The organism is Aequorivita sp. KMM 9714 (genome assembly GCF_011065475.1).
GTDB lineage: Bacteria > Bacteroidota > Bacteroidia > Flavobacteriales > Flavobacteriaceae > Aequorivita > Aequorivita sinensis.
The window spans coordinates 794128-817767 of the sequence record NZ_JAAGRO010000001.1 but is presented as its reverse complement, the minus strand read 5'-3'; the positions used below and the strand labels follow the sequence as shown (position 1 = coordinate 817767).

Sequence of the window (23640 nt, the reverse complement as noted above, 5' to 3'; positions counted from 1 at the left end):
GATATAATTTTTCCTTAATAGCACTTTTTAATAAGTTGTTTTAAAAGGAATTATAAAAAAATAAATTTTTCAATTTTCTTATGAAGAAAGCACTCAAAATTTTTGGAATCATTTTAGGTTTAATTTTAATCTTACTGATTGCCGCGCCTTTTATTTTTAAAGGAAGTCTTGAAAAGATACTAAAGAACAACATCGACCAAAATATAAACGCAAACGTAAGCTGGGAAGAACTCGATTTAAGCCTATTTAGTAGCTTTCCAGATGCTTCTCTAATAGTGAAAAACTTTTCAGTTGTTAACAGAGCGCCTTTTGAAGGAGACACTCTGGCTAGCGGTAAAAGCTTATCACTAGATATGGGCATTATGCAACTTTTTAAGTCTGAAAACATCAAGATTGACGCTTTAAAACTTGATGGAACATTTCTAAATATTAAGATTGACTCCCTAGGGAACACCAATTATGATATTGCTATCAAAGACGATGCACCAATACTTAATGAAGAAGAAACAAGTAGCGGATTTACTTTTGAGTTGGATAAATATGAAATAGAAAACTCACGGATTAATTACTTTGATGAATCCTCAAAAATTTATTTAACTCTATCAAACATTCAACATGAAGGTAGTGGTGATCTTTCTGTAGAAGTTGGACAACTATACACCTATACAGAAGCCATGGCTTCTTTTAAGATGGAAGATACTGAGTATTTGTCCAATAATAGAATTTCACTTGATGCTATTTTCAACTTAGATCTAGTAAATCAGAAATACACTTTTTTAGAAAACGAAGCCAAAATCAACGAGCTACCGCTAACATTTGAAGGTTATGTAAAACTAAATGAAGACAACAACGAAGTTGATATTACTTTTAAAACACCATCATCCGATTTTAAAAACTTCTTAGCGGTAATTCCTGAAACTTATGTGAAGCAAATAAGCGATGTAAAAACAACAGGAAACTTCACTGTAAATGGAGTGATAAAAGGCATTGTAGACAGCATTCACATTCCTACAATGGATATAAAAATAGCAAGTGAAAACGCATCATTTAAATATTCCGAATTACCTAAAACGGTTGAAAACATTACAATTGATGTACAGTTAAAAAACGAGACTGGCCTACTAAAAGATACTTTTTTAAACATTCCAAATCTAACTTTTAAAATCGATGGCGAACCTTTTAGAATGAATGGAAGTATTAAAAATATGACCGAAAATCCATTCGTTAATTTAGAAATGCAAGGAACGCTGAACTTGGCAAACATAGAAAAGGTTTTACCTGTAGAAATAGAACAAAACCTCAGCGGAATTTTTAAAGCCGATGTTGTTGCAAATTTTGATATGGAATCTGTTGAAAAAGAGCAATACCAAAAAATAGACGCTCGTGGAAATGCTAGCCTATCTAATTTTAATTATGATGCTGGATTTAAAAAAGACTTAAAAATTTCGGATGCTAAGCTTACCTTACAACCTGGAGTTTTCACTTTAAAAGAACTAAATGCAACCTCAGGACAGACAGATATTAAAGCATCTGGAAATATTAAAAACTTAATTCCATTTTTAGTGAGCAACCAAGAGTTAAAAGGAAACTTTGACGTTACATCAAACACTTTTAACGTGAATGACTTTATGGTTGCTGAAACGTCATTCACAGAATCAAAATCTGGTAAAAAAGGAGAAACATCTAAGAAAGTCACAAATGAAGAAGCCATTAAAATCCCAGGATTTCTTGATGCAACTTTAAACTTTAAAGCTAATAAAGTTATATACGATAACTTAGAACTTAAAAACGCTAAAGGTGTAGCCTCTATTAAGAATGAAGCAATTGCAATTAGCAATTTCACTTCTGATATTTTCGGTGGAAATATTGCTCTTGATGGTAATGTCTCTACCAAAACTGACGTTCCAACCTTCGCTATGAAACTGGATCTGAGTAAAATTGATATAGAGGAATCATTTGAAAAACTCGAAATGTTTCAATATCTAATGCCAATAGCAAAAGCATTACAAGGAACTCTAAACACCAAATTTGAATTTAATGGTAAGTTAACCTCTGATCTTTCTCCTATACTTTCTAGTCTTGGCGGAACTGCATTAGCTCAAGTATTAACGGCAGAAGTTAATTCCGAAAACACACCGCTGTTATCAGCGCTTAGCGATAAAATTGCTTTTTTAAACCTTGACAAATTAAACCTACAGAATCTAACAACCAATTTAGTTTTTAAAGATGGAGATATTGTAATTAAGCCGTTTAACTTCGACATTAAAGGAATTGATGTGGCTGTTTCAGGAACTCACGGCTTAGATAAATCAATAGACTACAATGTAACCATGGATGTACCTGCTAAATATTTAGGTGGTGAAATCACCAAACTCCTTCAAAAACTAGATCCAAAAGAAGCAAACCAAATGAGTGTTGCGCTTCCTATAGGTTTAAAAGGAACATTTAATAACCCGCAAGTTTCATTAAATGCTGAAAACGCTATCAATAAGCTTACTCAAGAACTTATAGCGAAGCAAAAGGATAAACTTATCAACCAAGGAACAGATATTCTTAGTGGTATTCTTGGAGGTGGAACCAAAACTGATTCTACTTCAACAAATACAAATACCCAAAAACAAGATACGATTCAACAGAATACACAGCAGCAAAATACCCAACAACAAAACACCAAGGTTATCAAAGATATTTTGGGTGGAATTTTAGGCGGTAAGAAAAAGAAACAAGACACAACTAAAGCTGGGAATTAATATAAAATCGCAGCTAAAAGCATCTCTTGGTTTGGTTAACTAATTTACAGTTATTGAAACCACATATCCTTCGTTACTACGAACATTAAAAACGGTATTATCTTCAAATATGAGGTATTGCCCTTTTATGCCTTTTAAGGTTCCTTCGTAGAATGGAGTTTTGTCAAGGTTAAGCGATTTTGGTTTTTCTGGATATTTAAGAACTGGAAATTGTAAATTGGTTTCAGAATTGTTTTCAAGGTAATAATCCATTGCTTCAGCAGGAATATATTGTTTTAACTTCTCACGCCATTCTACTAAATCTTCATCTTTAATATCGTTTTTCAGCATATTACGCCAATTGGTTTTATCGCTTACGTGATCTTTTAAAGCAATCTCGGTAATTCCAGCTAAATATCTGTTTGGCACTTCTACAATTTCAATGGCTTCGTGTGCTCCTTGATCTATCCAACGTGTTGGCACTTGTGTTTTACGGGTAACTCCTACTTTAACGCTACTACTGTTTGCCAAATAAACAATATGAGGTTGAAGTTGCACTTTTTTCTCATAATCAAGGTCACGATCTTCAATTCCTAAATGCGCTGTACTTTTCTCTGGATTAATGATCCAATCGGCAGCTTGGGGTATTTCAAAAAAGCAATCATAACAAAATCCTTGACGGTAAATTTTCTTTTGAAGTTCACAATTTAAACATTGATGGTAGAGGAAATTGATCGAAATCTTCTTGTCCAATAATTGATTCACATTTATAAAGTCGTTTTTAAAAATGAGGTAATACTGAATTGGCGTTCCGATTTCAGTTTGCATTTTTGTAAGTACTCCTTCGTAATTCATTTATTTTATAGTATTTAGGTTGAAAATTCTCCTTGCAAAAGACTTAAAAAACATCTCTTCTAAAAAAGGAAACTCATAATTATAAAATCATTATTTTTATAGCATAAAGATAGCAGAAAATTATGCCAATCCCGATTGTAAACTCCATTGCTTCTTGGTTTCTTAAAAAGAGGTTTCATCAGATAGATCTATTTCTAAAATATCCTATTGAGGTTCAAGAAGAATTGCTTTTCAATTTACTTTACAAAGCGAAAAATACTGAAATTGGACAAGAATATGGTTTTGCTTCTATTAAAACCTATCGAGAATTTGCAGATAGAATTCCCATAACTACCTACGAAGAAAATGAAGCGAGAATTGAGCGTGCTCGAAAAGGCGAAAGCAATATATTTTGGCCTACTCCAATTAAATGGTTCGCAAAATCTAGTGGTACTACCAATGCAAAAAGTAAATTTATTCCCGTTACCCACGATTCGCTTGAAGACTGCCATTATGCAGCCAGCAAGGATTTGTTGTGTATGTACCTCAACAATAATCCGAACGCTCAGTTATTCCTAGGGAAAAGTTTACGCCTTGGTGGAAGTAAACAGCTTTATGAAGAAAACGGAACTGTGTTTGGTGATTTATCTGCGATACTTATAGATAATATGCCATTTTGGGCAGAGTTCAGCAGTACTCCGAGTAATGAGGTTTCGCTTATGGGCGACTGGGAAACTAAAATGCAGGCCATTGTAAATGAAACTATAAAAGAAAATGTTACAAGTCTCGCAGGTGTACCCTCTTGGATGTTGGTATTATTAAATAACGTAATAGAAACAACAGGCAAAGGAAACTTATTCGAGGTTTGGCCTAATTTAGAAGTGTATTTTCACGGTGGAGTAAACTTCGATCCTTACGTAGATCAATACAATAAGTTACTACCTAAAAGTGATTTTAGATATTACGAAATCTATAACGCTTCAGAAGGTTTTTTCGCCATTCAAGATAGAAACGACAGCAAAGAGTTATTGCTAATGCTCGATTACGGAATTTTCTATGAATTCATTCCTATGGATAATTATGGGACTAGTGATGAAAAAGTTATTCCATTAAGTGAAGTTGAAGAAGGGAAAAATTATGCTGTAATAATTACAACCAACTCTGGGCTTTGGCGATATAAAATAGGTGACACTGTTCGCTTTACTTCAACAGAACCTTATAGAATAAAAGTAACAGGCCGCACCAAACACCATATTAATGCCTTTGGGGAAGAGTTGATTATCGAAAACGCCGAAACTGCATTACGCAAGGCTTCTCAACTTACAAACGCTGAAATTGTTGATTATACCGCAGCGCCAGTTTTTATGGATGGTAAAGAAAAGGGTGCTCACGAATGGATTATTGAGTTTAAATCACCTCCTCACGACTTAGAAGTTTTTACAAAACTTCTAGACACAGCTTTACAAGAAGTAAATAGTGATTATGAAGCAAAACGCTATAACAACACAACCTTAAACCCTCCAAAAATTCATTACGGAAGGGAAAATTTATTTTATGATTGGCTGAAAGACAAAAACAAACTTGGAGGACAGCATAAAGTCCCTCGACTATCAAATACTAGAAATATGCTAGAAGAATTATTAGCACTTAATAAGTAAAAACTTCTTCATTTTAAGCTAACAAAAAAAGCCTCAGGATATCCTGAGGCTTTTTTAAGTAAATTATAATTCTCTATGAAACTGCCTTCAACTTCTTAAGTGTTGACTTATTAAGTTTTTCATCGGCATAATCTCTAGTTACTTTCACTAATTTTTCATCAGTACCTGGCATTTCATACATTGCATCGGTAAGAACTGCTTCACAAAGTGAACGTAGTCCTCTAGCTCCAAGCTTATATTCAATTGCTTGTTCCACGATAAAGTCTAGTGCTTCTTCAGTAATTTCGAAATCTATTCCGTCCATTTCAAACAGTTTTTTGTACTGCTTTATAATAGCGTTTTTCGGTTCCGTAAGAATTGCACGAAGCGTTTCTTTATCTAATGGATTCATATATGTTAAAACAGGAAGACGACCAATAATTTCTGGAATCAACCCAAAATCTTTCAAATCTTTAGGGATAATATAGCGAAGCATATTGTCCTTTTCAATTTGAGTTTCCTTTAAAGTTGCAGTAAAACCAACGGCCTGCATATTCAATCTTTTGGAAATATGACGTTCAATTCCATCAAAAGCTCCTCCAGCTATAAAGAGAATATTTTCAGTGTTTACTTCAATAAACTTTTGATCTGGGTGCTTTCTTCCACCTTTGGGCGGAACATTAACTGTAGTACCTTCCAAGAGCTTTAGTAGAGCTTGTTGAACACCTTCACCACTTACATCACGAGTAATCGAAGGGTTATCGCTCTTACGTGCAATTTTATCGATTTCATCAATAAAAACGATACCTTTTTCAGCTTTCTCTAGGTTGTAATCTGCAGCTTGAAGCAAACGTGTTAAAATACCTTCAACATCTTCACCTACATAACCTGCTTCAGTTAAAACCGTAGCATCCACAATGGCTAATGGAACGTTCAACATTTTTGCAATTGTTTTTGCAATTAATGTTTTACCAGTTCCTGTTTGCCCTACAATAACGATATTACTCTTTTGAATTTCGATATCGTCATCGCTCTTTGGCTGAAGTAAACGTTTGTAGTGGTTATAAACCGCTACAGACATAACTTTCTTTGTGAAATCTTGTCCAATCACATACTCATCTAAGAATGCTTTAATGAGCTTTGGCTTTTTCAGCATAAGGTCTTTAGACAATTCTGAGTTATCAGAATGCAAAGCCTCCTCAACAACAATCCCGTGCGCTTGCTCTATACAACGGTCGCAAATGTGGGCATCCAATCCTGCAATTAGCAGTTTGGTTTCCGACTTTTTACGGCCGCAAAAAGAACATTCTAAATCTTCTTTCGACATAATATTTTTTTCAAAAATCTTTACTTATTCTCTTGTCAATATTTCATCAATCATACCGTATTCAACAGCTTTATCTGCTTTCATCCAGTAATCACGATCACTATCTTCGTAAACTCTCTCGTAAGTTTGACCAGAGTGCTTTGCTATAATTTTATAAAGTTCCTCTTTAAGAGTCACAATTTCGCGAGCCGTAATTTCGATATCACTTGCTTGACCTTGAGCACCACCTAGAGGTTGGTGAATCATAACTCGTGAATGCGTTAAACCACTACGCTTTCCTTTTTCACCAGCACATAAAAGTACTGCTGCCATAGAAGCTGCCATTCCTGTGCAAATAGTAGCTACATCTGGTTTAATAAATTGCATAGTATCATAAATTCCAAGTCCCGCATAAACACTTCCTCCTGGAGAGTTTATATAAATTTGAATATCGCGAGAAGCATCTGTACTAGCAAGAAACAATAACTGAGCCTGTACAATATTTGCAACTTGGTCGTTAATTCCGGTACCTAGAAAAATAATACGGTCCATCATTAAACGTGAAAAAACGTCCATTGCCACAGCATTCATTTGGCGTTCTTCAATAATATTTGGTGTCAAGTTTGTTGGATACATACTACTTACAATCCTGTCGTAGTACATATTACTAATACCCTGATCTTTTATAGCAAACTTTCTAAATTCGTCACTGTAATTCATAAATGTTAATTCTTTATTTAGGTAAGAAATTCAACTTAAAGAGCATATTTGGATTCCCGTCTTAATAGGAATTAAAAAGGCGTTAAATTATAATAATTCAACGCCTAAAGATAACTATTTCTTCGCTAAATTAAGCGTAGGCTTCCTTAATGAATTTATCGAAGGTAATCTCTTTAACTTTTAATTTTGCATTCTCCTTAAAGAAGTCTAACAATTTGGCTGTGTTTAATTGTTCACTTAAACGCTCAACCTCTTCTCTATTAGAAAGAATACGTGCAGTAATAGACTCAACTTCTTCGTCAGTTGGGTTTGTTTGTCCGAACTGAGCCATTTGAGCTTTAATCATATTTTTTGAATGGTCTTTCAACTCATCAAAAGTTACTTGCAAGTTGTTTTCAGCACGAAGTTTACCTTCAATTAACTGATAACGAAGTCCTTTTTCGCTTCTTTCGTATTCAGCTTTTGCTTCTTCTTCAGAAAGTCTTTTCTCACCAGTCATTGCAATCCAGCGCTGTAAAAACTCTTTTGGAAGATCAAACTTTGTGTTTTCAATTAAAGATTCTACAACATCATTTAAAAGCTTTTGATCGCTTTGTTGTGCAAACTGCCCTTCAGCGTCTTCTTTAATCTTCGCCTTTAATTCATCTTCTGAAGTAACTTTACCTTCACCAAAAAGCTTGTCGAAAAGTTCTTGGTTCAATTCAGCCATTTCACGCTGATTTACTTCTTCAATTTTTAAAGAAACTTCGATATCTAAACCATGAGCGTCATCGTGATCAACACCCAAATGCTTTTGGTTATCGTGGTCATCAGCAAACATACCTTTAGTTTTTAATGTAACGGTATCGCCAACTTTTGCACCAATAAGAGCATCTAATTGTTTTTTACCTTTAATATCTTCTGTTGAAAAAGTAGATTTTTTCTCAATTTCTTTTTCAGTTGAAGTAAATGTCCCAGTGATTTCATCACCTTTTTCTACTTCATTTTTAGATATTAGTTTTCCGTATTGTTTGCGGATAGTTTTTACTTGATTATCAAGCATCTTATCGTCCGCAACAATTTTGTAATGAACTATTTCTTTTCCTTTTACATCAACATCAAATTGTGGAGCAAGACCTAATTCAAACTCAAACTTATAGTCTTCAGCATCCCAATCGATTTCTGATTCATTCTTAGGAAGTGGGTTACCTAACACATCCAATTTTTCCTCTGTAAGGTATTTTTGAAGTGCATCTTGTAAAACTTTATTCACTTCTTCAACCAAGACAGCTTTACCATATTGCTTTTTAACCATTCCCATTGGGATATGACCTTTTCTAAAGCCAGGTATGTTAGCGGTTTTTCTGTAGTTTTTTAAAACCTTTTCTACGTTGTCTGAATAGTCTTCTTTCGAAACCTCTACTGTAAGAACAGCATTCAGCTTATCAATGTCTTTTTTTGTAATGTTCATCTTTTCTCTTCTGAAATTCGGGATGCAAAAGTACGGCTTTTTACAAAACTCAACAAACATTTACAAATTGTTGTTGATTTAAAGTGAAATAACCTACCATTTATTGTTTAAGGTTAAGAAAAACAAGGTATCCTAATCAGATCTGAAAAGAGTAAAAAAAATCAATTAACAGAAGTTTTTTTTAATCTTCGGGTAGTAGTGAAAATAAAATTGACTGAAAAACAGAAAGCAATAAACTAAAGAGTAAAGCCCACCAAATAGTAGTTACATCGAAACTATCCACAAAATAACTTGCAAGTAAAATAATAATAGCATTGATTATTAATAGGAATAAACCAAAAGTGACAATTGTTATAGGCAGAGTTAAGACCACTAAGATTGGCTTTACAATTAATCTTAACAATGCGATAACAATAGCAACAATTACAGCTGAACCATAACCTTCTACAGCTACACCAGGAAGGATTTTTGCCAAAACCACCACGGCTAAAGCAGTAAGCAACAATTTTACAATTAGTTTCATAAAAGGTGTTTTTAGTTAATTTAAGCTTTGAGTAAATATAATAAAAAAACCGCTCTCAAATGAGAGCGGTTATAACCAATTAAATTAATCGATAAAATTAATTATTTGCAAGCGTAATCGTAGGGTAATATCCTATTTGTACCGTTGGTATCGTAGCGTCGTACGTATCGTTTATTGCCTGAATCATCATATTTGCTGTATAAGCATATCCTCTAGCAGTTGGGTGAACACCATCTAAAGAGAAAGCACCTCCAGTTACAAACTGAGAAGTTAATACTCCCCCATCATAAGGAATTCCACCATCCGATAATCTTGCTAGCGCAGTTTTTGCATCTACAAAAGCAAGTCCTTTTGCACTAGCTAAACCTTGAATTGTAGCATTATATGAATTGGTTGCAGCTGTAATTCTATCTTGTTCAGACTTAGCTAACACAAATTGGTCTGCCAATGGAATACTAACTCCTACAACACCTTGTGGATTGTTAGGGTCTGGAGTAGAACCTAACACAGACGATGCTGTTAAAACAATAAGGTCGTCTGAGTTTACTTGACGTAATTGGCCTAACAAAGCAGCTGTTGGAGCTGGTAAGTTAAATGGAGGCCCTTGTAAAATAGCTGTAATATCTGTTAAATCTTTATCTGTAGTAATTGGAAAATTCTGTCCTGCAGAGAAGTTTATCATACGCATTGCAGCTTCTTCAGCCGAGATAATACCCATACCTGCTAAGCCTGGTAAAATTTGAGTATTATATCCTGCGAAATTAGCATTTACTGCAGCAGCTGTAGCTGCATCTAATGGAATAGCGTTAGTAGGAACAGTAGTAAAATATGGGATAGAAGTTACTTCAGGAATATTTACCAATACACCTTTCGCTCCTCCAGCAGTTAATGCTTCTACTTGTTGGCTATATACAGCAGCAAATACACCAGGGTCGGTAATATCATTACTTCCGTATGTTGATGGTTGTTGATTTCCAGTTTGATCAACTCCCGAACCTCCAGAAGTTGCGTAACTTAGAATATCATTATTTCCAATCCAAAGACTAAAAAAAGTAGGGCTTTGAGCAGCCGCATCCTCAATAACTTTCACATTTTCACTACTAGCGAAACGTGCAAAATATGGGTTAGCAGTTCCAACTGGCACTCCTGCCACATTTCCATATCCTGGAGTTACCAAGTGAAAACTTTTTGCTCCAGGTACTCCCATATTGTTGAAAGGCCCACTTAATTTGTTAGTAACATCTGTAGTTGGAGTTCCATCTAAACGAACTGGAGCTGGATTACCATCTGCACCAACAGCTAAAACAAGTCTGTTTTCAGCAATTTGGTTTCCACCTAATAATAATCCACCAATATTATCATTCATTAATGGTTGAGTAAAATCTCCACCGCCAACAAATTCGAATTGCTGTGCCATTATATTTGGATAACTATTGTTTTGACCAGTAATATATAATGCGCCATCTGCATAACCAGCTGTCAAAGAGTTCCCAACTGCTACATACTTTGATAAGTTAGCAGATCCACTACTATAAAACCCACCATCGGTTACAGGGCTGTCAAATTCTGGCTCACAGCTTACAAGACCTATTGTCAATGCTGCGAATGTATATTTTAATAAGTTTTTCATCTTTCTGAATTTTTCAAATTATAGTTTATAAGTAACTCCTAGACCAGGAACAAAAGCATTGGTTTTGTATGTTCCACCAAAAGGAACAGCTATACCATTTTCTAAGTAATGGTCGTATGAAGCATCAATTTCTTTAAAGTGTGAGAAAAGGAAAGATGCATCAATTTGTAGGTTCTCACCAATATTCACTGTTAAACCTGCAGTAAAGTTGTTACTATCACCACGTGGAGTTTCTGGTGCGAAGAAACCTGGCTGAACTGGAGTTTCATCAAAGTAGTATCCTGCTCTTAGCGTAAACATCTTTGTTGCTTCGTATTGTAATCCAAAACGATAAGCAGAAGAGTTCTTGTAGTTACGTGGGTTATAAGAATCTGGAATTGCTGGATTAGCAAAATCAATATCTAAAGACTCGTATACATTCCAATATGTACGGTTGTAATCGAAAGCGAATAACCAGTTTTCTGCAAATTTATAAGACATACCAACCATCAATTCTGCTGGTAGAGGCATAGCAGCATCAATCTTAGTATCTTCAAAAGGAGTTAATGGAGAATTTGGAATATTCTCAAAAGTTGCATCTCCACCTTCTGCTTCTAAAATCATTTCAGAACGGTAAGTTGCACCTATTCTTAAATTATCAGTAAAATTAAAAGTTGTACTCGCTACCCATCCCCAAGCAGTTACACCACTTGCGTCAATTGTTACATTCGAACGATTTCCATCAAGATCGGTAAGTGTACGGTTTAAGTTTCTGTTAAAGTTTACAGATCCATTTACATATATTGGTCCACCACCAACACTTAATTTTTCATTTATTTTGAACGAAACTGTTGGCTGAACATATACTGCTTGTAGGTCTATATTGTTTACAAGATGAGAACCAACCCAGTCTTTATCATATTCTACAGAACTTCCATAAGGTGTATATACCCCAAGACCAAAAGCCAACCAATCTGTTGCTTGATATGATGCATAAAAATAAAATGGCGTTCCTAACAGACTTTTAGTTTGGTCACTTGCTCCTGTAGTTTCATTTTGATAGGATATGTTTGCTAATACACCGTGCGCACCAGCAGAAATACTAAGTTTATTTTCTAAATAGACTAATGCAGAAGGGTTAAAAAACACAGATTCACTGCTATTTATAACTGCAACACCCGTGTGGCCCATTGCAAGGGACTTATTACCCTGTAGACTTACACGGTACCCGCCCGCATAAGTTACCGCAGTTGCGAGTGCAAATACAGCAAGTACTAATACTTTTTTCATAATTTTTTAATTCTTTAGAGTTAATTTGTGAGGTTATTGGTAAGTTTAAAATGATTTTTATTATGCGTGCATAATAACCGTTCTTACAATATTATAAAAAATTCATAACATTATCATAAAATTCTTCAGGATTTTCTGCATGAAGCCAATGACCTGCATTTGAAATAGTCTGAATCTTGGCTTTCGGGAAGTGTTTTTTAATCAAAATTTCATCCATAGGCTCAATGTAACCACTCTTTTCGCCACTTAAAAACAAAGTTTCACCTTCGTAAATGGAATCTTCGGCAAGTGCAACACCAATAGCTTCAATTTTATCTGTTAATACAGGAAGATTTATACGAAGACCATATTCTTTTTTATCTTTTCGATACAGATTCTTAAGAAGAAACAGTCTTGTGCCTTCATCTTTAATGTATGTTGCCAATATATCTTCGGCCTCACTACGAGATTTAATTTTTGAGAAATCTAATTCTGAAAGGGCCTTTAAAATATCTTGGTGATGAGAAGGATAAAATTTTGGACCAATATCTGCAACAATTAGGTTTAAAACCATTTCGGGATAACTTACTGCAAATTGCATAGCAACTTTTCCACCCATTGAATGACCTAATAATATGATTTGTTTCAAATTGTGTTCATCGCAGTATCTCTTTAAATCATCCGCCATTATTTCATAGGAAAATTCATCGTGATGAAAACTTCTACCGTGATTTCGTTGATCAACCAAGTGAACTTCATATCCATCTTCTGCCCATCTAGAACCAAGTGTTTTCCAATTATCGCTCATACCGAGAAAGCCGTGGAGTATTACGAAAGCTTGTCCGGAGCCGAGAATTTGTGAATGTAAAATCATGTGAAATTTTATTTATTATTTAAGTCTTTGTAAATACCCTGCAATAACTTTTTCTATGCCATCGTATAGCGCCTCACTTATTAGAGCGTGGCCTATACTCACCTCTAAAAGGTTAGGAATATTTTCTTTAAAAAATTGAATATTATCTAATGAAAGATCGTGCCCCGCATTAATTCCCAAACCTAATTGGTTTGCAAGAACTGCACATTCGGTATAAGGCTTTATAGCATCTTTGTTTCCTAGCGCGTACTGATCTGCAAATTCTTCAGTGTACAATTCAATTCTGTCTGTTCCCGTTTCGGCAGCCCCTTCAATCATTTTTAATGTGGGGTCGACAAAGATTGAGGTACGAATTCCGTTATTCTTAAATTCTGAAATAATTTCTTTTAAATAATCTTTATGTTTAACCGTATCCCATCCAGCATTAGAAGTTATAGCGTCTACGGCATCTGGTACAAGAGTAACTTGGGTAGGTTTAATTTCTAATACCATTTTTGTGAAGTTATCCATTGGATTTCCTTCAATATTATATTCCGTAGTAACTATAGATTTTAAATCGTAAGCATCTTGATACCGAATATGACGTTCATCCGGCCGTGGATGAATAGTGATTCCTTGAGCTCCAAACTTCTGAATATCCTCTGCCATCCTTAATAAGTTTGGCACATTACCACCTCGTGCATTACGAAGAGTAGCTATTTTATTTATATTAACGCTTAACTTTGTCATTGAATAAATTGTTATTTTGTAATAATAATTAAAACCTATTAAACCCGAAAATAAACTCAATCAGATTCAACAAATGCATTTTTAACAAAAATACAAACCTTAAGGACGGAAAGGAACTTATATTTTAAGTAATTTGCATTTTAAATAAATATCTAATGGAGACCATAAATTATATTATCAACGATATTGAACCATTCGACATTTCAGCTAATATTAAAGACGTGCAAACCGTTTTTAATCAGCTAACTTATTCGCACGTACCTGTTGAAAAAGACGGGGAATTTATAGGTTGTGTATCCGAAAATGACGCATATTGTTTTGATAATAGTAAACTCCTTAGTGACTATCAATACGCTCTAGAACCTTTCCACGTGCTGGAAGATACCAATTGGCTTGACGTTTTAGAGGCTTTTGCATTACACAATAGCAACGTAATGCCGGTTTTAGGTAAAGACAATAAGTACCTTGGTTATTTCGAATTAGGTGATATAATGAGCCTTTTTAATAATACTCCTTTTTTAAATGAAACAGGTGGCATCATTGTAGTTGAAAAAGGCATTCAGGATTATTCTTTTAGCGAAGCTTGTCAGATAGTAGAATCTAATGGCACTAGAATTTTTGGGATATTTATTTCAAAAATCACAGAAGACACTGTTCAACTTACAGTAAAAGTTGGTCATACCGCAATGAATAGCATCGTTCAAACATTTAGACGATATAAATACAACATCATAAGTCAACACGAAGAAGATAAATTTGTGGAAGATTTGAAAGAGCGTTCCAAATATCTAGACAAGTATTTAAACATCTAAAACAATAACCTTACCCGAACAAATTTAATTTTTAATACAGCACTCCAATCTTCTAAACTAACTAAATGAAAATAGGAATTTACGGTCAGTTTTATCACAAAAATTCAGAAATATACATTCAGATGTTACTGGATGCACTTCAAAAAAAGGCTGCGAAAGTTCTGATAGAGGAAAATTTTCTTGAAATTATTAATCAAAATCAAGAAATCACTAAAAACTTTTCAGAGTGTTCAACCTTTACAAAACTTGATTCTAGTTTCGACCTATTTTTCAGTATTGGAGGTGACGGCACCATCTTGAAGGCTGTGACATTTGTTGGGGATTTAGGTATTCCAATTGTTGGAATCAACACTGGGCGACTAGGTTTTTTGGCGACTATACAGAAAGAAACCATTACTGAAAGTCTCAATCAAATATTAGAAGGAGAATATATTATTTCTGAACGCAGCCTACTAACGGTAGAAACTATACCCGAGAGCGAAGAAGTACCTACACTTAATTTTGCACTGAATGAAGTTGCGGTAAATAGACGCAACACAACATCTATGATAAAAGTTGAGACCTTGGTAAACGATAAATACCTTACCTCCTATTGGTCTGACGGATTGATTGTTGCTACACCTACCGGATCTACCGGTTACTCTTTAAGTTGTGGAGGTCCCGTAATAGACCCTGATTCAAAAAATATGATTCTAACCCCTATTGCACCACACAATTTAAATGCAAGACCTTTAGTTATTGCAGATTCAAACACAGTAACTCTAAAAGTTTATGGACGTGAGGAAACTTTTTTAATGTCCATGGATTCCAGGATTGCCACTTTAAAAAATGAAACGAAGATTGTTATAAAAAAGGCCGATTTTACTATTAAACTAGTTCAATTAAACGATGACAGCTTTATTAAAACCCTTCGAAAAAAATTGTTATGGGGCGAAGACAAGAGAAATTAAACAATAAAACAAACTAAAACTTGTTAATCATTTAAGACAATTTGGCTTCAGTCTATTTCAAGCCAAGTTTATTGTTATATTTGCAAACTTTTAAACTATATGAAGCATTTTGCAACTGCATTTTTACTACTCTTAGCTGTGTATAGCGCACAGTCTCAAACCTATGAAGTAGGCGTAATGTTGGGCGGCGCCAACTATATTGGTGATGTCGGCAAAACAAATTACATAAATCCAAATGCAATTGCAGCAGGTGGGATATTTAAATGGAATAGAGGCCCAAGACACTCATTTAGAGGCTCTCTTCTTTATGCGAAAATTAAAGGAGACGATGTTGATAGCGGGTATAGCAACAGAGAACAGCGCGGATATTCATTTGAAAACTCAATCAAAGAATTGTCGATTGGATTAGAATTTAACTTTTGGGACTTTAATGTTCACAGTGGTAAAAAAGTTCACACCCCATATTTATACACTGGTTTTACTTCATTTTTATATGATTCATCAGGAGCTTTAGATAGAAGAGATGGCAATACAAAAGAGGAAAAAGTACAAACAGGGATAGATTTTGCAATCCCTATGGTAATAGGATACAAAGCAAAGCTCTCTCACAGCACAATGATAGGCTTTGAAATTGGCGCTCGTTATACCCTCACAGACAACTTAGATGGTAGTAGTGATTTAAAGAAAGATGAACCTCGAAGAGCAAATGATTTTGGTAATATCAATAGTGATGATTGGTATGTATTCAGCGGCATAACGTTTACTTTTTCTTTTGGAAGACTTCCCTGCTATTGCAATTTTTAAAACAACAATGGATTCTAAAAACAGCATTGACAAAAACAGACTACCAAAACACCTTGCCATTATTATGGACGGGAATGGTCGTTGGGCTAAACAAAAAGGTCTTATACGTTCCATTGGGCATGAAAACGGATCGAAAGCTGTTCGAGAAATTGTAGAAGGATGTGCAGAAATCGGAATTAATTACTTAACCCTGTACGCTTTTTCTACTGAAAATTGGAAAAGACCTAAAATTGAGGTAGAATTATTGATGAAACTCTTAGTTTCATCTTTAAGAAAAGAAATTAAAACACTTAACGATAACGACATTAAGTTAAATGCTATCGGCAATTTAAATGCATTACCAAAAAAAGCTCATAAAGAACTTTTGGATGTAATCGAAAAAACAAAGGATAATAAAAGGATGACACTTACTCTTGCATTAAGCTATGGTTCAAGAGAAGAAATAACAAAAACAATTAAAGAGATTAGTCTTAAAGTTAAAAATAACCTAATTTCGCCGGACGATATTGACGAAACGGTAATTAATAATCATCTTTACACCCAAAATTTACCAGATGTAGACTTGTTGATCCGCACCAGTGGAGAACAGCGTATCAGTAATTTTCTGCTTTGGCAAATAGCTTATGCCGAATTATATTTTACTGAAACGCTTTGGCCGGATTATACTAAAAACCATCTTTTTGAAGCAATATTAAATTATCAAAACAGAGAAAGAAGATTTGGAAAAACCAGTGAACAACTTAAATAAAAGTTCCCTATTGCATACATACAGAAAATCTTATTGTATTTTTTTATTTACAATACTTTCCGTTTTTACACTACAGGCACAGCAAAAAGAACTTGACAGCGGCATAAAATACACTATTAACGAAATAGTAGTAACAGGCGCTCAAAACTTTAACGAACAAACCGTTATAGCTTTTACAGGCTTAAAAAAAGGGGATCGTATTTATATCCCTGGTGAAAAACTTAGCCAAGTTACTAAGAAACTTTGGGAACAAAACCTTTTTAGTGACATTGCATTCTATGTGACCAATATCAATGGAGATGAAGTAGATTTAGAGCTATACATTGTAGAGCTACCTAAACTTCATGAAGTTACTTTTGAAGGTGACGGAATTCGTAAAGCCAAGAAGAAAGAAATAATTAAGGATAACAACCTTAGCGCTGGCGCTAAAATAACTGAAAACCTTATTTCTACTACCAACAACTACATCACCAATAAGTATAAAAAAGAAGGCTTTTTAAATACGGATGTAACAATCACCACCACTCCTGTTAAGGATTCAACGGGCGTAGAGATTTCTAAAAACATGAAAATCGCGGTTGATAAAGGAAACCGTGTAAAAGTTACCAAAATAAACTTTGAGGGTAATGAGCAGTTTTCAAATGGAAAATTGCGCAGAGCGATGAAAAAAACAAAGCGTAAAAACTTTTTGCGTTTTTGGAAAAGATCTAAATATACCGAAGAAGGTATTGAAGAAGACAAAGAATCTATCTTAAAGAAATACAAGTCTAATGGTTATCGTGATGCACGTATCGTTAAAGATTCTTTGCGAATCCTAAATGATAAAAATGTAGCATTAGACATCAAACTTGAAGAAGGAGACAAATACTATTTTGGTGATATCGATTTTATAGGAAATAGCGTTTTTACAGATTCACAATTACGACAAGTTCTAGGTATTAAGAAAGGAGATGTTTACAATGGTACCCTACTTCAAGAACGTATTGCAGACGACAGCTCTCCTGATGCTGAAGATATGACTAACCTTTATCAAAACAACGGTTATCTTGCTGCAAGAATTAACCCTGTAGAAGTTGCTGTAAGAAACGACACCATCGATTTTGAAATAAGAATCATGGAGCGTAACTTATTCTATTTCGACCATGTTACAGTAGTAGGAAACGACCGCACCAATGACCATGTAATTTACAGAGAGCTTAGAACTCGTCCAGGGCAAAAATACAGCAAACGAGATGTAGTACGTACTATTCGTGAACTTGGACAATTAGGATTCTTTGATCCAGAACAACTTTCACCTAATTTCAAAAAAGTAGACGAAAGCAACGGTTTAGTAGACCTTGAATACTCTGTAGTTGAAAAAGGAAGTAGCCAAGTTGAGCTACAAGGTGGTTATGGTGGTGGAGGTTTTGTTGGAACCTTAGGGCTTTCCTTCAACAACTTTTCACTAAGAAACATTTTTAATCTTGACAGCTACAAACCACTTCCAATGGGAGACGGTCAAAAGCTTTCATTAAGAGCACAAGCAAGTAGCTATTACCAAACCTATAGCGTTTCCCTTACAGAACCATGGCTTGGTGGTAAAAAACCAGTTCAGTTCTCTGCTTCGTTCTCACATACAATTCAAAATTTCTACGACTATAGAAATAGAAGAGCCGATACAGATAGAAGTTTTACCATTACTGGTGGTTCTCTTGGATTAGCTAAGAAGGTTAAATGGCCAGATGATTATTTTGTGTGGTCTAATGCTCTTAGTTTTCAACATTACAACTTAAATAATTACAATACTGGATTATTTACATTCGGTGATGGGTACTCAAATAACCTAGCCTATACTATAGGGATAAGCAGAAACAATACAGCTACAAACCCGATATATCCAACTTCTGGATCGGACTTCAGCATTACTGCTAAACTTACCCCTCCATATTCAGCATTTAACAGTGTAGATTATGGTGCTTTAAAAGATGAAAGAGCTAGATTATTGGAAACATTACCGGACGATCCTAACTTTGTAAATGCAAATCAGAGAATTTCTGAAATTGATCAAGAACGTTTTAAGTGGTTAGAATACTATAAAGTTAAATTTAAAGGAACTTGGTACACACGTTTATACGATAAGCTTGTGCTTCGTACAAACACTGAATTAGGGTTCTTAGGCGCATACAACCAAGACCGTGGTGTTCCTCCTTTCGAAAGATTCTTTGTTGGTGGTGATGGACTTGGAGCTTATAGCTTGGATGGACGAGAAGTAATTCAAATGAGAGGATATCCAAACCAAGGACTTTCTGATCCTGATGGAAATACGATTTATAATAAATTTTCGTTAGAGGTAAGATATCCTGTAACTTTGGCACAAATGGCGTCGATTTACGTATTAGCTTTTGCTGAAGGTGGAGCTTCTTACGATGGCTTTAGAAATTACAATCCATTCGAACTCAAGCGTTCAGCTGGAGCAGGATTACGTATATTTATGCCAGCATTCGGACTCTTAGGTATCGATTTCGGATATGGATTTGATCCAGCGTTAGGAGGTACCGAAAAGAATGGATGGGAGACACATTTTATCATCGGACAACAATTTTAAAAAAACTGGCACGATATTTTCTTAACCTACAACCAAACAACTATGAAGACAAAAAAAATACTCTTTTTTACTATTGCCCTTTTTTGCTTTACCTTCATGGCAGAAGCACAACGAGGTGTTCGTATAGGATATATTGACATGGAATACATTCTAGAGAGTGTTCCAGAATATAAAGAAGCGTCAATTCAATTAGAAGGAAAAGTTCAACGTTGGAAGCAAGACATCGAAAAAAGGCAAAAAGATATCGATCAGATGAAATTGAATCTTGCCAATGAAAGAGTGTTACTAACACAAGAATTAATTGAAGAGCGAGAAGAAGAAATAAAAATTAAGGAAGATGAAATGCTTCAGTACCAGCAAGACCGATTTGGCCCTAATGGTGACTTAATGATTCAGCGCAGACAATTAGTTCAGCCAATTCAAGATCAAGTATTTAATATTGTTCAAGAAATTGCAGAAGGTAAGAAATACGATTTTATTTTTGACAAGTCTGCAGATGTAGTAATGTTGTTTGCAGCAAAAAGAAATGACATTAGCGACTTAGTGATCAGAAGCATCGAACGTGCTGGTAGAAGAACGCAAGCTTTAGATAAAAAAGAAAAGCGTGAAATAGAACGCAAAGAAAAACTTTCTTTAGAAGAGGAAGGAGCACTTTCAGAAAGAGAAGAAGAAATTCAAAAGAAACAGGAAGAGCGCGAAGCTATCATCGAGGCTAAGAAAACAGAGCGTGAGCAAATGATGGAAGATCGTAAAAGAGAACGCGATTCTATTAGAGATGCAAAAAGAGCTGAAATGGAAGCTCGCAGGCAAAAAATGATCGAAGAAAGAGAACGTAGAAGAGACTCTATCTTAAATGCTCGAAAAAATAGAAACAACTAAAACCCTGGAAACAGTGGTAAGGAATAGGAAATAAATAAATGAGTTGTTAAATCTCACTAAACCTTTAACACAATAACCAAATCAATTTAATTAAAATAACACTTAAATTTAATACACTTACGATGAAAAAAATGAAAACCTTATTAATTGCAGTTGCACTAATGATAGGAGCTACTAGTTTCGTAAACGCTCAAGTAAAAATTGCTCATATTAATGCACAAGAACTTATTGAGTCAATGCCAGACTATAAAGCTGCTCAAAATCAGTTAGACAAAGTTCAAAAGACTTACGATACTGAAATTAAAGCAATGGTAAAAGAATGGGAAACTAAAATGAAGCAATACGATGCTGAAGCTTCATCAAAAACCGACGAAGAAAATCAAAAGAGATTCCAGGAGGTTCAAGCAATGCAAGAAAACATTCAAGCATACAGACAACAAGCATTACAAGATTTAGATAAGAAAAGAGCTGATACATTTAAGCCAGTTCTTGAAAAAGCTCAATCTACAATCCAAAGAGTTGCTAAATCTCTAGGATACCAATATGTATTGGATTCTACAATGGGAGGTGGTGTAATTCTTGCCGATGGTAAAGACCTTATGGCTGATGTGAAAAAAGAATTAGGAATGTAATTCTTTTTAGATTATACTTTTTAAAAAAACTGCCCCTCAAAAGGGCAGTTTTTTTATGCAATATTTTTAATGGAATTGGCTACTTTTACGATATGGATAAAAATAGTCCTATAGGGATTTTTGATTCTGGAGTGGGTGGCACTTCTATATGGAAAGAAGTAGAAAAGCTACTTCCTTTCGAGCACACCATTTACCTTGCTGATAGCATAAACGCTCCCTATGGCGATAAATCTGCTGACGATATTATCGCACTCAGTATTAAAAATGTAGAAAAGCTACTTAGCTTAAAATGCAAGATTATAATTGTAGCTTGTAATACAGCAACTACAAATGCAATTTCAATACTTAGAAATAAATACGACATTCCAATTATCGGAATAGAACCTGCAATAAAACCTGCAGCATTACAAACCAACTCAAAGAGTATCGGCATTCTAGCTACAAAAGGAACGCTTAGCAGCGCACTTTTTAGCAAGACCACCAAAGAGTTCACTAAAGATATAAACGTTGTTGAAATCATAGGAGAAGGACTGGTTCCCTTAATTGAAAAAGGAAATTTAGAGGGTCCAGAAATGATGGCTCTTTTAAAGAAGCATATTCAACCTATGATTGATGCCAATGTAGATTATTTGGTTTTAGGATGTAGCCACTACCCTTATATTATCCCTCAATTAAAAATGATTTTACCAGACAACGTTAAAATTATTGATTCAGGGGAAGCAGTGGCCAGACAAACAAAAACGATACTACAGAGCTTGGATTTACTTCGTGAAGAAACTTCTGCTCCAACTCTTCAATTCTATACTAATGCCGAAACAAGTACTTTAGAATTTCTTTTAAAAGAATATTCTAAAATCATTACGATAGAAAAAAAAGACTTTTAGAAAGTTATTTAAACCAAGAAGAATACATAACGTAATTTTCGGCAATACGTTCAACTTCTCCTTTTGTAAGTTCTGGACTAATATCCTTAATTTTTTTTGCTGGGATTCCAGCGTAAATACTTCCACTTTCAACTACAGTGTTTTTAGAAACAACAGCTCCCGCAGCTATGATGGTATTACTCTCCACAATGCAATCGTCCATCACAATACTCCCCATCCCAATCAGCACGTTATCGTGTACCGTACAGCCGTGCACGATAGCATTATGACCTATGGAAACATTATTACCAATGGTTGTAGGTGAGGTTTTGTAGGTAGCGTGAATTACCGCTCCATCTTGTACATTTACCCTATTTCCCATTTTAATATAATTCACATCTCCGCGGATAACTGCATTAAACCATACACTACACTCATCACCCATAACCACATCGCCAACGATGGTAGCATTTTCAGCTATAAAACAATTTTCAGGTATTTCAGGATGTTTTCCGTTTACTGATTTTATTATCATAAGAATATATTAAGAAAGTAAATTTCAAATTTATTAATAAAACAAAGCCTAATACAAATTTAAGTATTAGGCCTTATTGTAACTTATAAAAACTGTTTCAATTAGTTAATCGCAGGGCAATTACATTCATACGGCGCTGGTCTTCCACCTAAAAAGTCGAAACCTAAGGTAATCTGATGAAATCCTCCACTTTGATATTTAACATTCCCAGATTGGTATGAATAAGTATAAGCAAACATAAAGTTGTTAAAGTCTATCCCTAAAACTGGAGTAAAATATTGAAGTTTTTGATTTTCAATTTTTGTACCATCTAAGTATTCTGCACCGTCTAAAGTTCTTCTGTACGATATCCCTCCCCAAAGTTTTCCAAAATCCATTTTGCGATAGGCTTTCATATTTACATCAACAGTTTTTTCACCTGTACGTTCAGCCCATTGGAATAGAAATGAAGGTTCATAACTCCAATCGGAATCAAACTTTCCAATTGCGTAAGCCATAGAAGCTAAGTATTTACGCTGGTTGTTCGATTCAAATTCTTCACTGTAAATATTTCTATTTCTAAAAATGATGTTCTTAACAGTAACGTGACTTGAGAAATTTAAAAAGTTATAAGAAAACCCTGCGTCTACATTAAAGTAAGTGCTACTCTGAATAATTCCACCAATAACAGGATCGAAGTCGGATAGATCAAAGCTAGTTTCATCCAATCTACCTTGAGTAATTCCCGCACTTAATCCAAAAGATAATTGATTTAAATCAACTTCAGTTCTGGAAAACATAATATGATGCGCATAAGTTACATACCCCCCAGTTTGCGAATGGTATCCATTTTTATCGTTATACAGAATTAATCCAAGACCAGATTGTTCGCCTACACGAGCGTTAACACTCAATGTTTGCAAATTTGGCGCTTCCTTTTGATCAAACCATTGCTTTCTAGCCGTTAGTCTAATCTTGTTATAATTTGCTGCACCCGCCATAGATGGATGAATAAGATATAAATTATCTGCAAAATAGTCTGAGTAAACTGGAATTCCATCTTGTGAATAACCACAGAAAGAAACTATTAGTAGCAGTAAAATGGGGAATTGTTTAAATTTCATGTGCATAAAATATTTGATAAAGCGTAAGATAAATTGCCTGTTCTAATCTT

The 23640-nt window shown here is 34.7% G+C and carries 21 protein-coding genes; 10 read left to right on the top strand and 11 right to left on the bottom strand.

Annotated elements, in window-relative coordinates; genetic code table 11:
- Window positions 1-80 precede the first annotated feature (80 nt).
- Window positions 81-2750 (top strand): AsmA-like C-terminal region-containing protein, encoded by a 2670-nt coding sequence (locus G3A46_RS03600; protein WP_165146310.1) that lies wholly within the window; start codon window positions 81-83, stop codon window positions 2748-2750.
- 39 nt (window positions 2751-2789) lie between these two features.
- On the opposite strand, the gene G3A46_RS03595 is transcribed toward G3A46_RS03600, so the two are convergent.
- Window positions 2790-3584 (bottom strand): DUF2797 domain-containing protein, encoded by a 795-nt coding sequence (locus tag G3A46_RS03595; RefSeq protein WP_165146307.1) that lies wholly within the window; start codon window positions 3582-3584, stop codon window positions 2790-2792.
- Between the two features lie 122 nt (window positions 3585-3706).
- Between G3A46_RS03595 and G3A46_RS03590 the strand changes: the two genes are divergently transcribed.
- Window positions 3707-5221, top strand: coding sequence for a GH3 auxin-responsive promoter family protein (locus tag G3A46_RS03590; RefSeq protein ID WP_165146304.1), 1515 nt, complete (start codon window positions 3707-3709; stop codon window positions 5219-5221).
- A 73-nt stretch (window positions 5222-5294) separates the two neighbouring features.
- Here G3A46_RS03590 and clpX read toward each other — a convergent pair whose 3' ends face one another.
- The 8 genes from clpX to G3A46_RS03550 all read right to left on the bottom strand — a co-directional run bounded on the left by clpX (window position 5295) and on the right by G3A46_RS03550 (window position 13680).
- Window positions 5295-6527, bottom strand: coding sequence for an ATP-dependent Clp protease ATP-binding subunit ClpX (gene clpX / locus G3A46_RS03585; protein WP_165146301.1), 1233 nt, complete (start codon window positions 6525-6527; stop codon window positions 5295-5297).
- A 24-nt stretch (window positions 6528-6551) separates the two neighbouring features.
- Window positions 6552-7226 (bottom strand): ATP-dependent Clp endopeptidase proteolytic subunit ClpP, encoded by a 675-nt coding sequence (gene clpP, locus G3A46_RS03580; protein WP_165146298.1) that lies wholly within the window; start codon window positions 7224-7226, stop codon window positions 6552-6554.
- A 130-nt stretch (window positions 7227-7356) separates the two neighbouring features.
- Window positions 7357-8676: a trigger factor gene (gene tig, locus G3A46_RS03575; RefSeq protein ID WP_165146295.1), complete on the bottom strand. Its 1320-nt coding sequence runs from the start codon at window positions 8674-8676 to the stop codon at window positions 7357-7359.
- Window positions 8677-8857: 181 nt separating this feature from the next.
- Complete coding sequence (locus G3A46_RS03570; RefSeq protein WP_165146293.1) at window positions 8858-9199, bottom strand: phage holin family protein; 342 nt, start codon at window positions 9197-9199, stop codon at window positions 8858-8860.
- Between the two features lie 97 nt (window positions 9200-9296).
- Entirely contained in the window at window positions 9297-10829 is a 1533-nt protein-coding gene (locus tag G3A46_RS03565) for a G-D-S-L family lipolytic protein (protein WP_165146291.1), read from the bottom strand.
- Window positions 10830-10847: 18 nt separating this feature from the next.
- A complete protein-coding gene (locus tag G3A46_RS03560) occupies window positions 10848-12098 on the bottom strand; it encodes an outer membrane protein transport protein (RefSeq protein ID WP_165146289.1) in 1251 nt (416 codons plus the stop codon).
- Window positions 12099-12189: 91 nt separating this feature from the next.
- The gene (locus G3A46_RS03555) at window positions 12190-12951 is read right to left on the bottom strand and encodes an alpha/beta fold hydrolase (protein ID WP_165146287.1); all 762 of its coding nucleotides are present in this window, start codon (window positions 12949-12951) and stop codon (window positions 12190-12192) included.
- A gap of 15 nt (window positions 12952-12966) precedes the next feature.
- Window positions 12967-13680 carry a pyridoxine 5'-phosphate synthase gene (locus G3A46_RS03550; RefSeq protein ID WP_165146285.1) on the bottom strand — a complete coding sequence of 238 codons (714 nt, stop codon included), beginning with the start codon at window positions 13678-13680 and terminating at the stop codon, window positions 12967-12969.
- A gap of 155 nt (window positions 13681-13835) precedes the next feature.
- Here G3A46_RS03550 and G3A46_RS03545 point away from each other — a divergent pair, with 155 nt between their 5' ends.
- The 8 genes from G3A46_RS03545 (at window position 13836) to murI (ending at window position 21973) form a co-directional block, all read left to right on the top strand.
- Window positions 13836-14492, top strand: coding sequence for a CBS domain-containing protein (locus tag G3A46_RS03545; protein WP_165146283.1), 657 nt, complete (start codon window positions 13836-13838; stop codon window positions 14490-14492).
- Window positions 14493-14557: 65 nt separating this feature from the next.
- Window positions 14558-15442: an NAD kinase gene (locus G3A46_RS03540; RefSeq protein ID WP_165146281.1), complete on the top strand. Its 885-nt coding sequence runs from the start codon at window positions 14558-14560 to the stop codon at window positions 15440-15442.
- A gap of 99 nt (window positions 15443-15541) precedes the next feature.
- Window positions 15542-16246 (top strand): DUF6089 family protein, encoded by a 705-nt coding sequence (locus G3A46_RS03535; RefSeq protein ID WP_165146278.1) that lies wholly within the window; start codon window positions 15542-15544, stop codon window positions 16244-16246.
- A 7-nt stretch (window positions 16247-16253) separates the two neighbouring features.
- Window positions 16254-16994: an isoprenyl transferase gene (locus G3A46_RS03530; RefSeq protein WP_165146276.1), complete on the top strand. Its 741-nt coding sequence runs from the start codon at window positions 16254-16256 to the stop codon at window positions 16992-16994.
- 10 nt (window positions 16995-17004) lie between these two features.
- Entirely contained in the window at window positions 17005-19578 is a 2574-nt protein-coding gene (bamA, locus tag G3A46_RS03525) for an outer membrane protein assembly factor BamA (RefSeq protein ID WP_241836854.1), read from the top strand.
- Between the two features lie 42 nt (window positions 19579-19620).
- Window positions 19621-20457, top strand: coding sequence for an OmpH family outer membrane protein (locus G3A46_RS03520; protein ID WP_139855534.1), 837 nt, complete (start codon window positions 19621-19623; stop codon window positions 20455-20457).
- 122 nt (window positions 20458-20579) lie between these two features.
- Entirely contained in the window at window positions 20580-21089 is a 510-nt protein-coding gene (locus G3A46_RS03515) for an OmpH family outer membrane protein (protein WP_165146274.1), read from the top strand.
- 92 nt (window positions 21090-21181) lie between these two features.
- Window positions 21182-21973 (top strand): glutamate racemase, encoded by a 792-nt coding sequence (gene murI / locus G3A46_RS03510; protein WP_165146272.1) that lies wholly within the window; start codon window positions 21182-21184, stop codon window positions 21971-21973.
- Window positions 21974-21977: 4 nt separating this feature from the next.
- Here murI and G3A46_RS03505 read toward each other — a convergent pair whose 3' ends face one another.
- Window positions 21978-22487: a gamma carbonic anhydrase family protein gene (locus G3A46_RS03505; protein ID WP_139855537.1), complete on the bottom strand. Its 510-nt coding sequence runs from the start codon at window positions 22485-22487 to the stop codon at window positions 21978-21980.
- A 101-nt stretch (window positions 22488-22588) separates the two neighbouring features.
- On the bottom strand, window positions 22589-23590 hold the full coding sequence (locus G3A46_RS03500) for a type IX secretion system membrane protein PorP/SprF (RefSeq protein WP_206735949.1): 1002 nt from the start codon (window positions 23588-23590) through the stop codon (window positions 22589-22591).
- Window positions 23591-23640 lie beyond the last annotated feature (50 nt).

What these genes read in the sequence shown, in the direction of transcription:
- G3A46_RS03540 (WP_165146281.1), top strand. Translation starts at nt 14,558, where the DNA reads ATGAAAATAGGAATTTACGGTCAGTTTTATCACAAAAATTCAGAAATA.
- clpX (WP_165146301.1), bottom strand. Translation starts at nt 6,527, where the DNA reads ATGTCGAAAGAAGATTTAGAATGTTCTTTTTGCGGCCGTAAAAAGTCG.
- G3A46_RS03590 (WP_165146304.1), top strand. Translation starts at nt 3,707, where the DNA reads ATGCCAATCCCGATTGTAAACTCCATTGCTTCTTGGTTTCTTAAAAAG.
- G3A46_RS03520 (WP_139855534.1), top strand. Translation starts at nt 19,621, where the DNA reads ATGAAGACAAAAAAAATACTCTTTTTTACTATTGCCCTTTTTTGCTTT.
- tig (WP_165146295.1), bottom strand. Translation starts at nt 8,676, where the DNA reads ATGAACATTACAAAAAAAGACATTGATAAGCTGAATGCTGTTCTTACA.
- murI (WP_165146272.1), top strand. Translation starts at nt 21,182, where the DNA reads ATGGATAAAAATAGTCCTATAGGGATTTTTGATTCTGGAGTGGGTGGC.
- G3A46_RS03505 (WP_139855537.1), bottom strand. Translation starts at nt 22,487, where the DNA reads ATGATAATAAAATCAGTAAACGGAAAACATCCTGAAATACCTGAAAAT.
- G3A46_RS03515 (WP_165146274.1), top strand. Translation starts at nt 20,580, where the DNA reads ATGAAAAAAATGAAAACCTTATTAATTGCAGTTGCACTAATGATAGGA.
- clpP (WP_165146298.1), bottom strand. Translation starts at nt 7,226, where the DNA reads ATGAATTACAGTGACGAATTTAGAAAGTTTGCTATAAAAGATCAGGGT.
- G3A46_RS03600 (WP_165146310.1), top strand. Translation starts at nt 81, where the DNA reads ATGAAGAAAGCACTCAAAATTTTTGGAATCATTTTAGGTTTAATTTTA.
- G3A46_RS03570 (WP_165146293.1), bottom strand. Translation starts at nt 9,199, where the DNA reads ATGAAACTAATTGTAAAATTGTTGCTTACTGCTTTAGCCGTGGTGGTT.
- G3A46_RS03595 (WP_165146307.1), bottom strand. Translation starts at nt 3,584, where the DNA reads ATGAATTACGAAGGAGTACTTACAAAAATGCAAACTGAAATCGGAACG.
- G3A46_RS03560 (WP_165146289.1), bottom strand. Translation starts at nt 12,098, where the DNA reads ATGAAAAAAGTATTAGTACTTGCTGTATTTGCACTCGCAACTGCGGTA.
- G3A46_RS03545 (WP_165146283.1), top strand. Translation starts at nt 13,836, where the DNA reads ATGGAGACCATAAATTATATTATCAACGATATTGAACCATTCGACATT.
- G3A46_RS03500 (WP_206735949.1), bottom strand. Translation starts at nt 23,590, where the DNA reads ATGAAATTTAAACAATTCCCCATTTTACTGCTACTAATAGTTTCTTTC.
- G3A46_RS03530 (WP_165146276.1), top strand. Translation starts at nt 16,254, where the DNA reads ATGGATTCTAAAAACAGCATTGACAAAAACAGACTACCAAAACACCTT.
- G3A46_RS03565 (WP_165146291.1), bottom strand. Translation starts at nt 10,829, where the DNA reads ATGAAAAACTTATTAAAATATACATTCGCAGCATTGACAATAGGTCTT.
- G3A46_RS03555 (WP_165146287.1), bottom strand. Translation starts at nt 12,951, where the DNA reads ATGATTTTACATTCACAAATTCTCGGCTCCGGACAAGCTTTCGTAATA.
- G3A46_RS03535 (WP_165146278.1), top strand. Translation starts at nt 15,542, where the DNA reads ATGAAGCATTTTGCAACTGCATTTTTACTACTCTTAGCTGTGTATAGC.
- G3A46_RS03550 (WP_165146285.1), bottom strand. Translation starts at nt 13,680, where the DNA reads ATGACAAAGTTAAGCGTTAATATAAATAAAATAGCTACTCTTCGTAAT.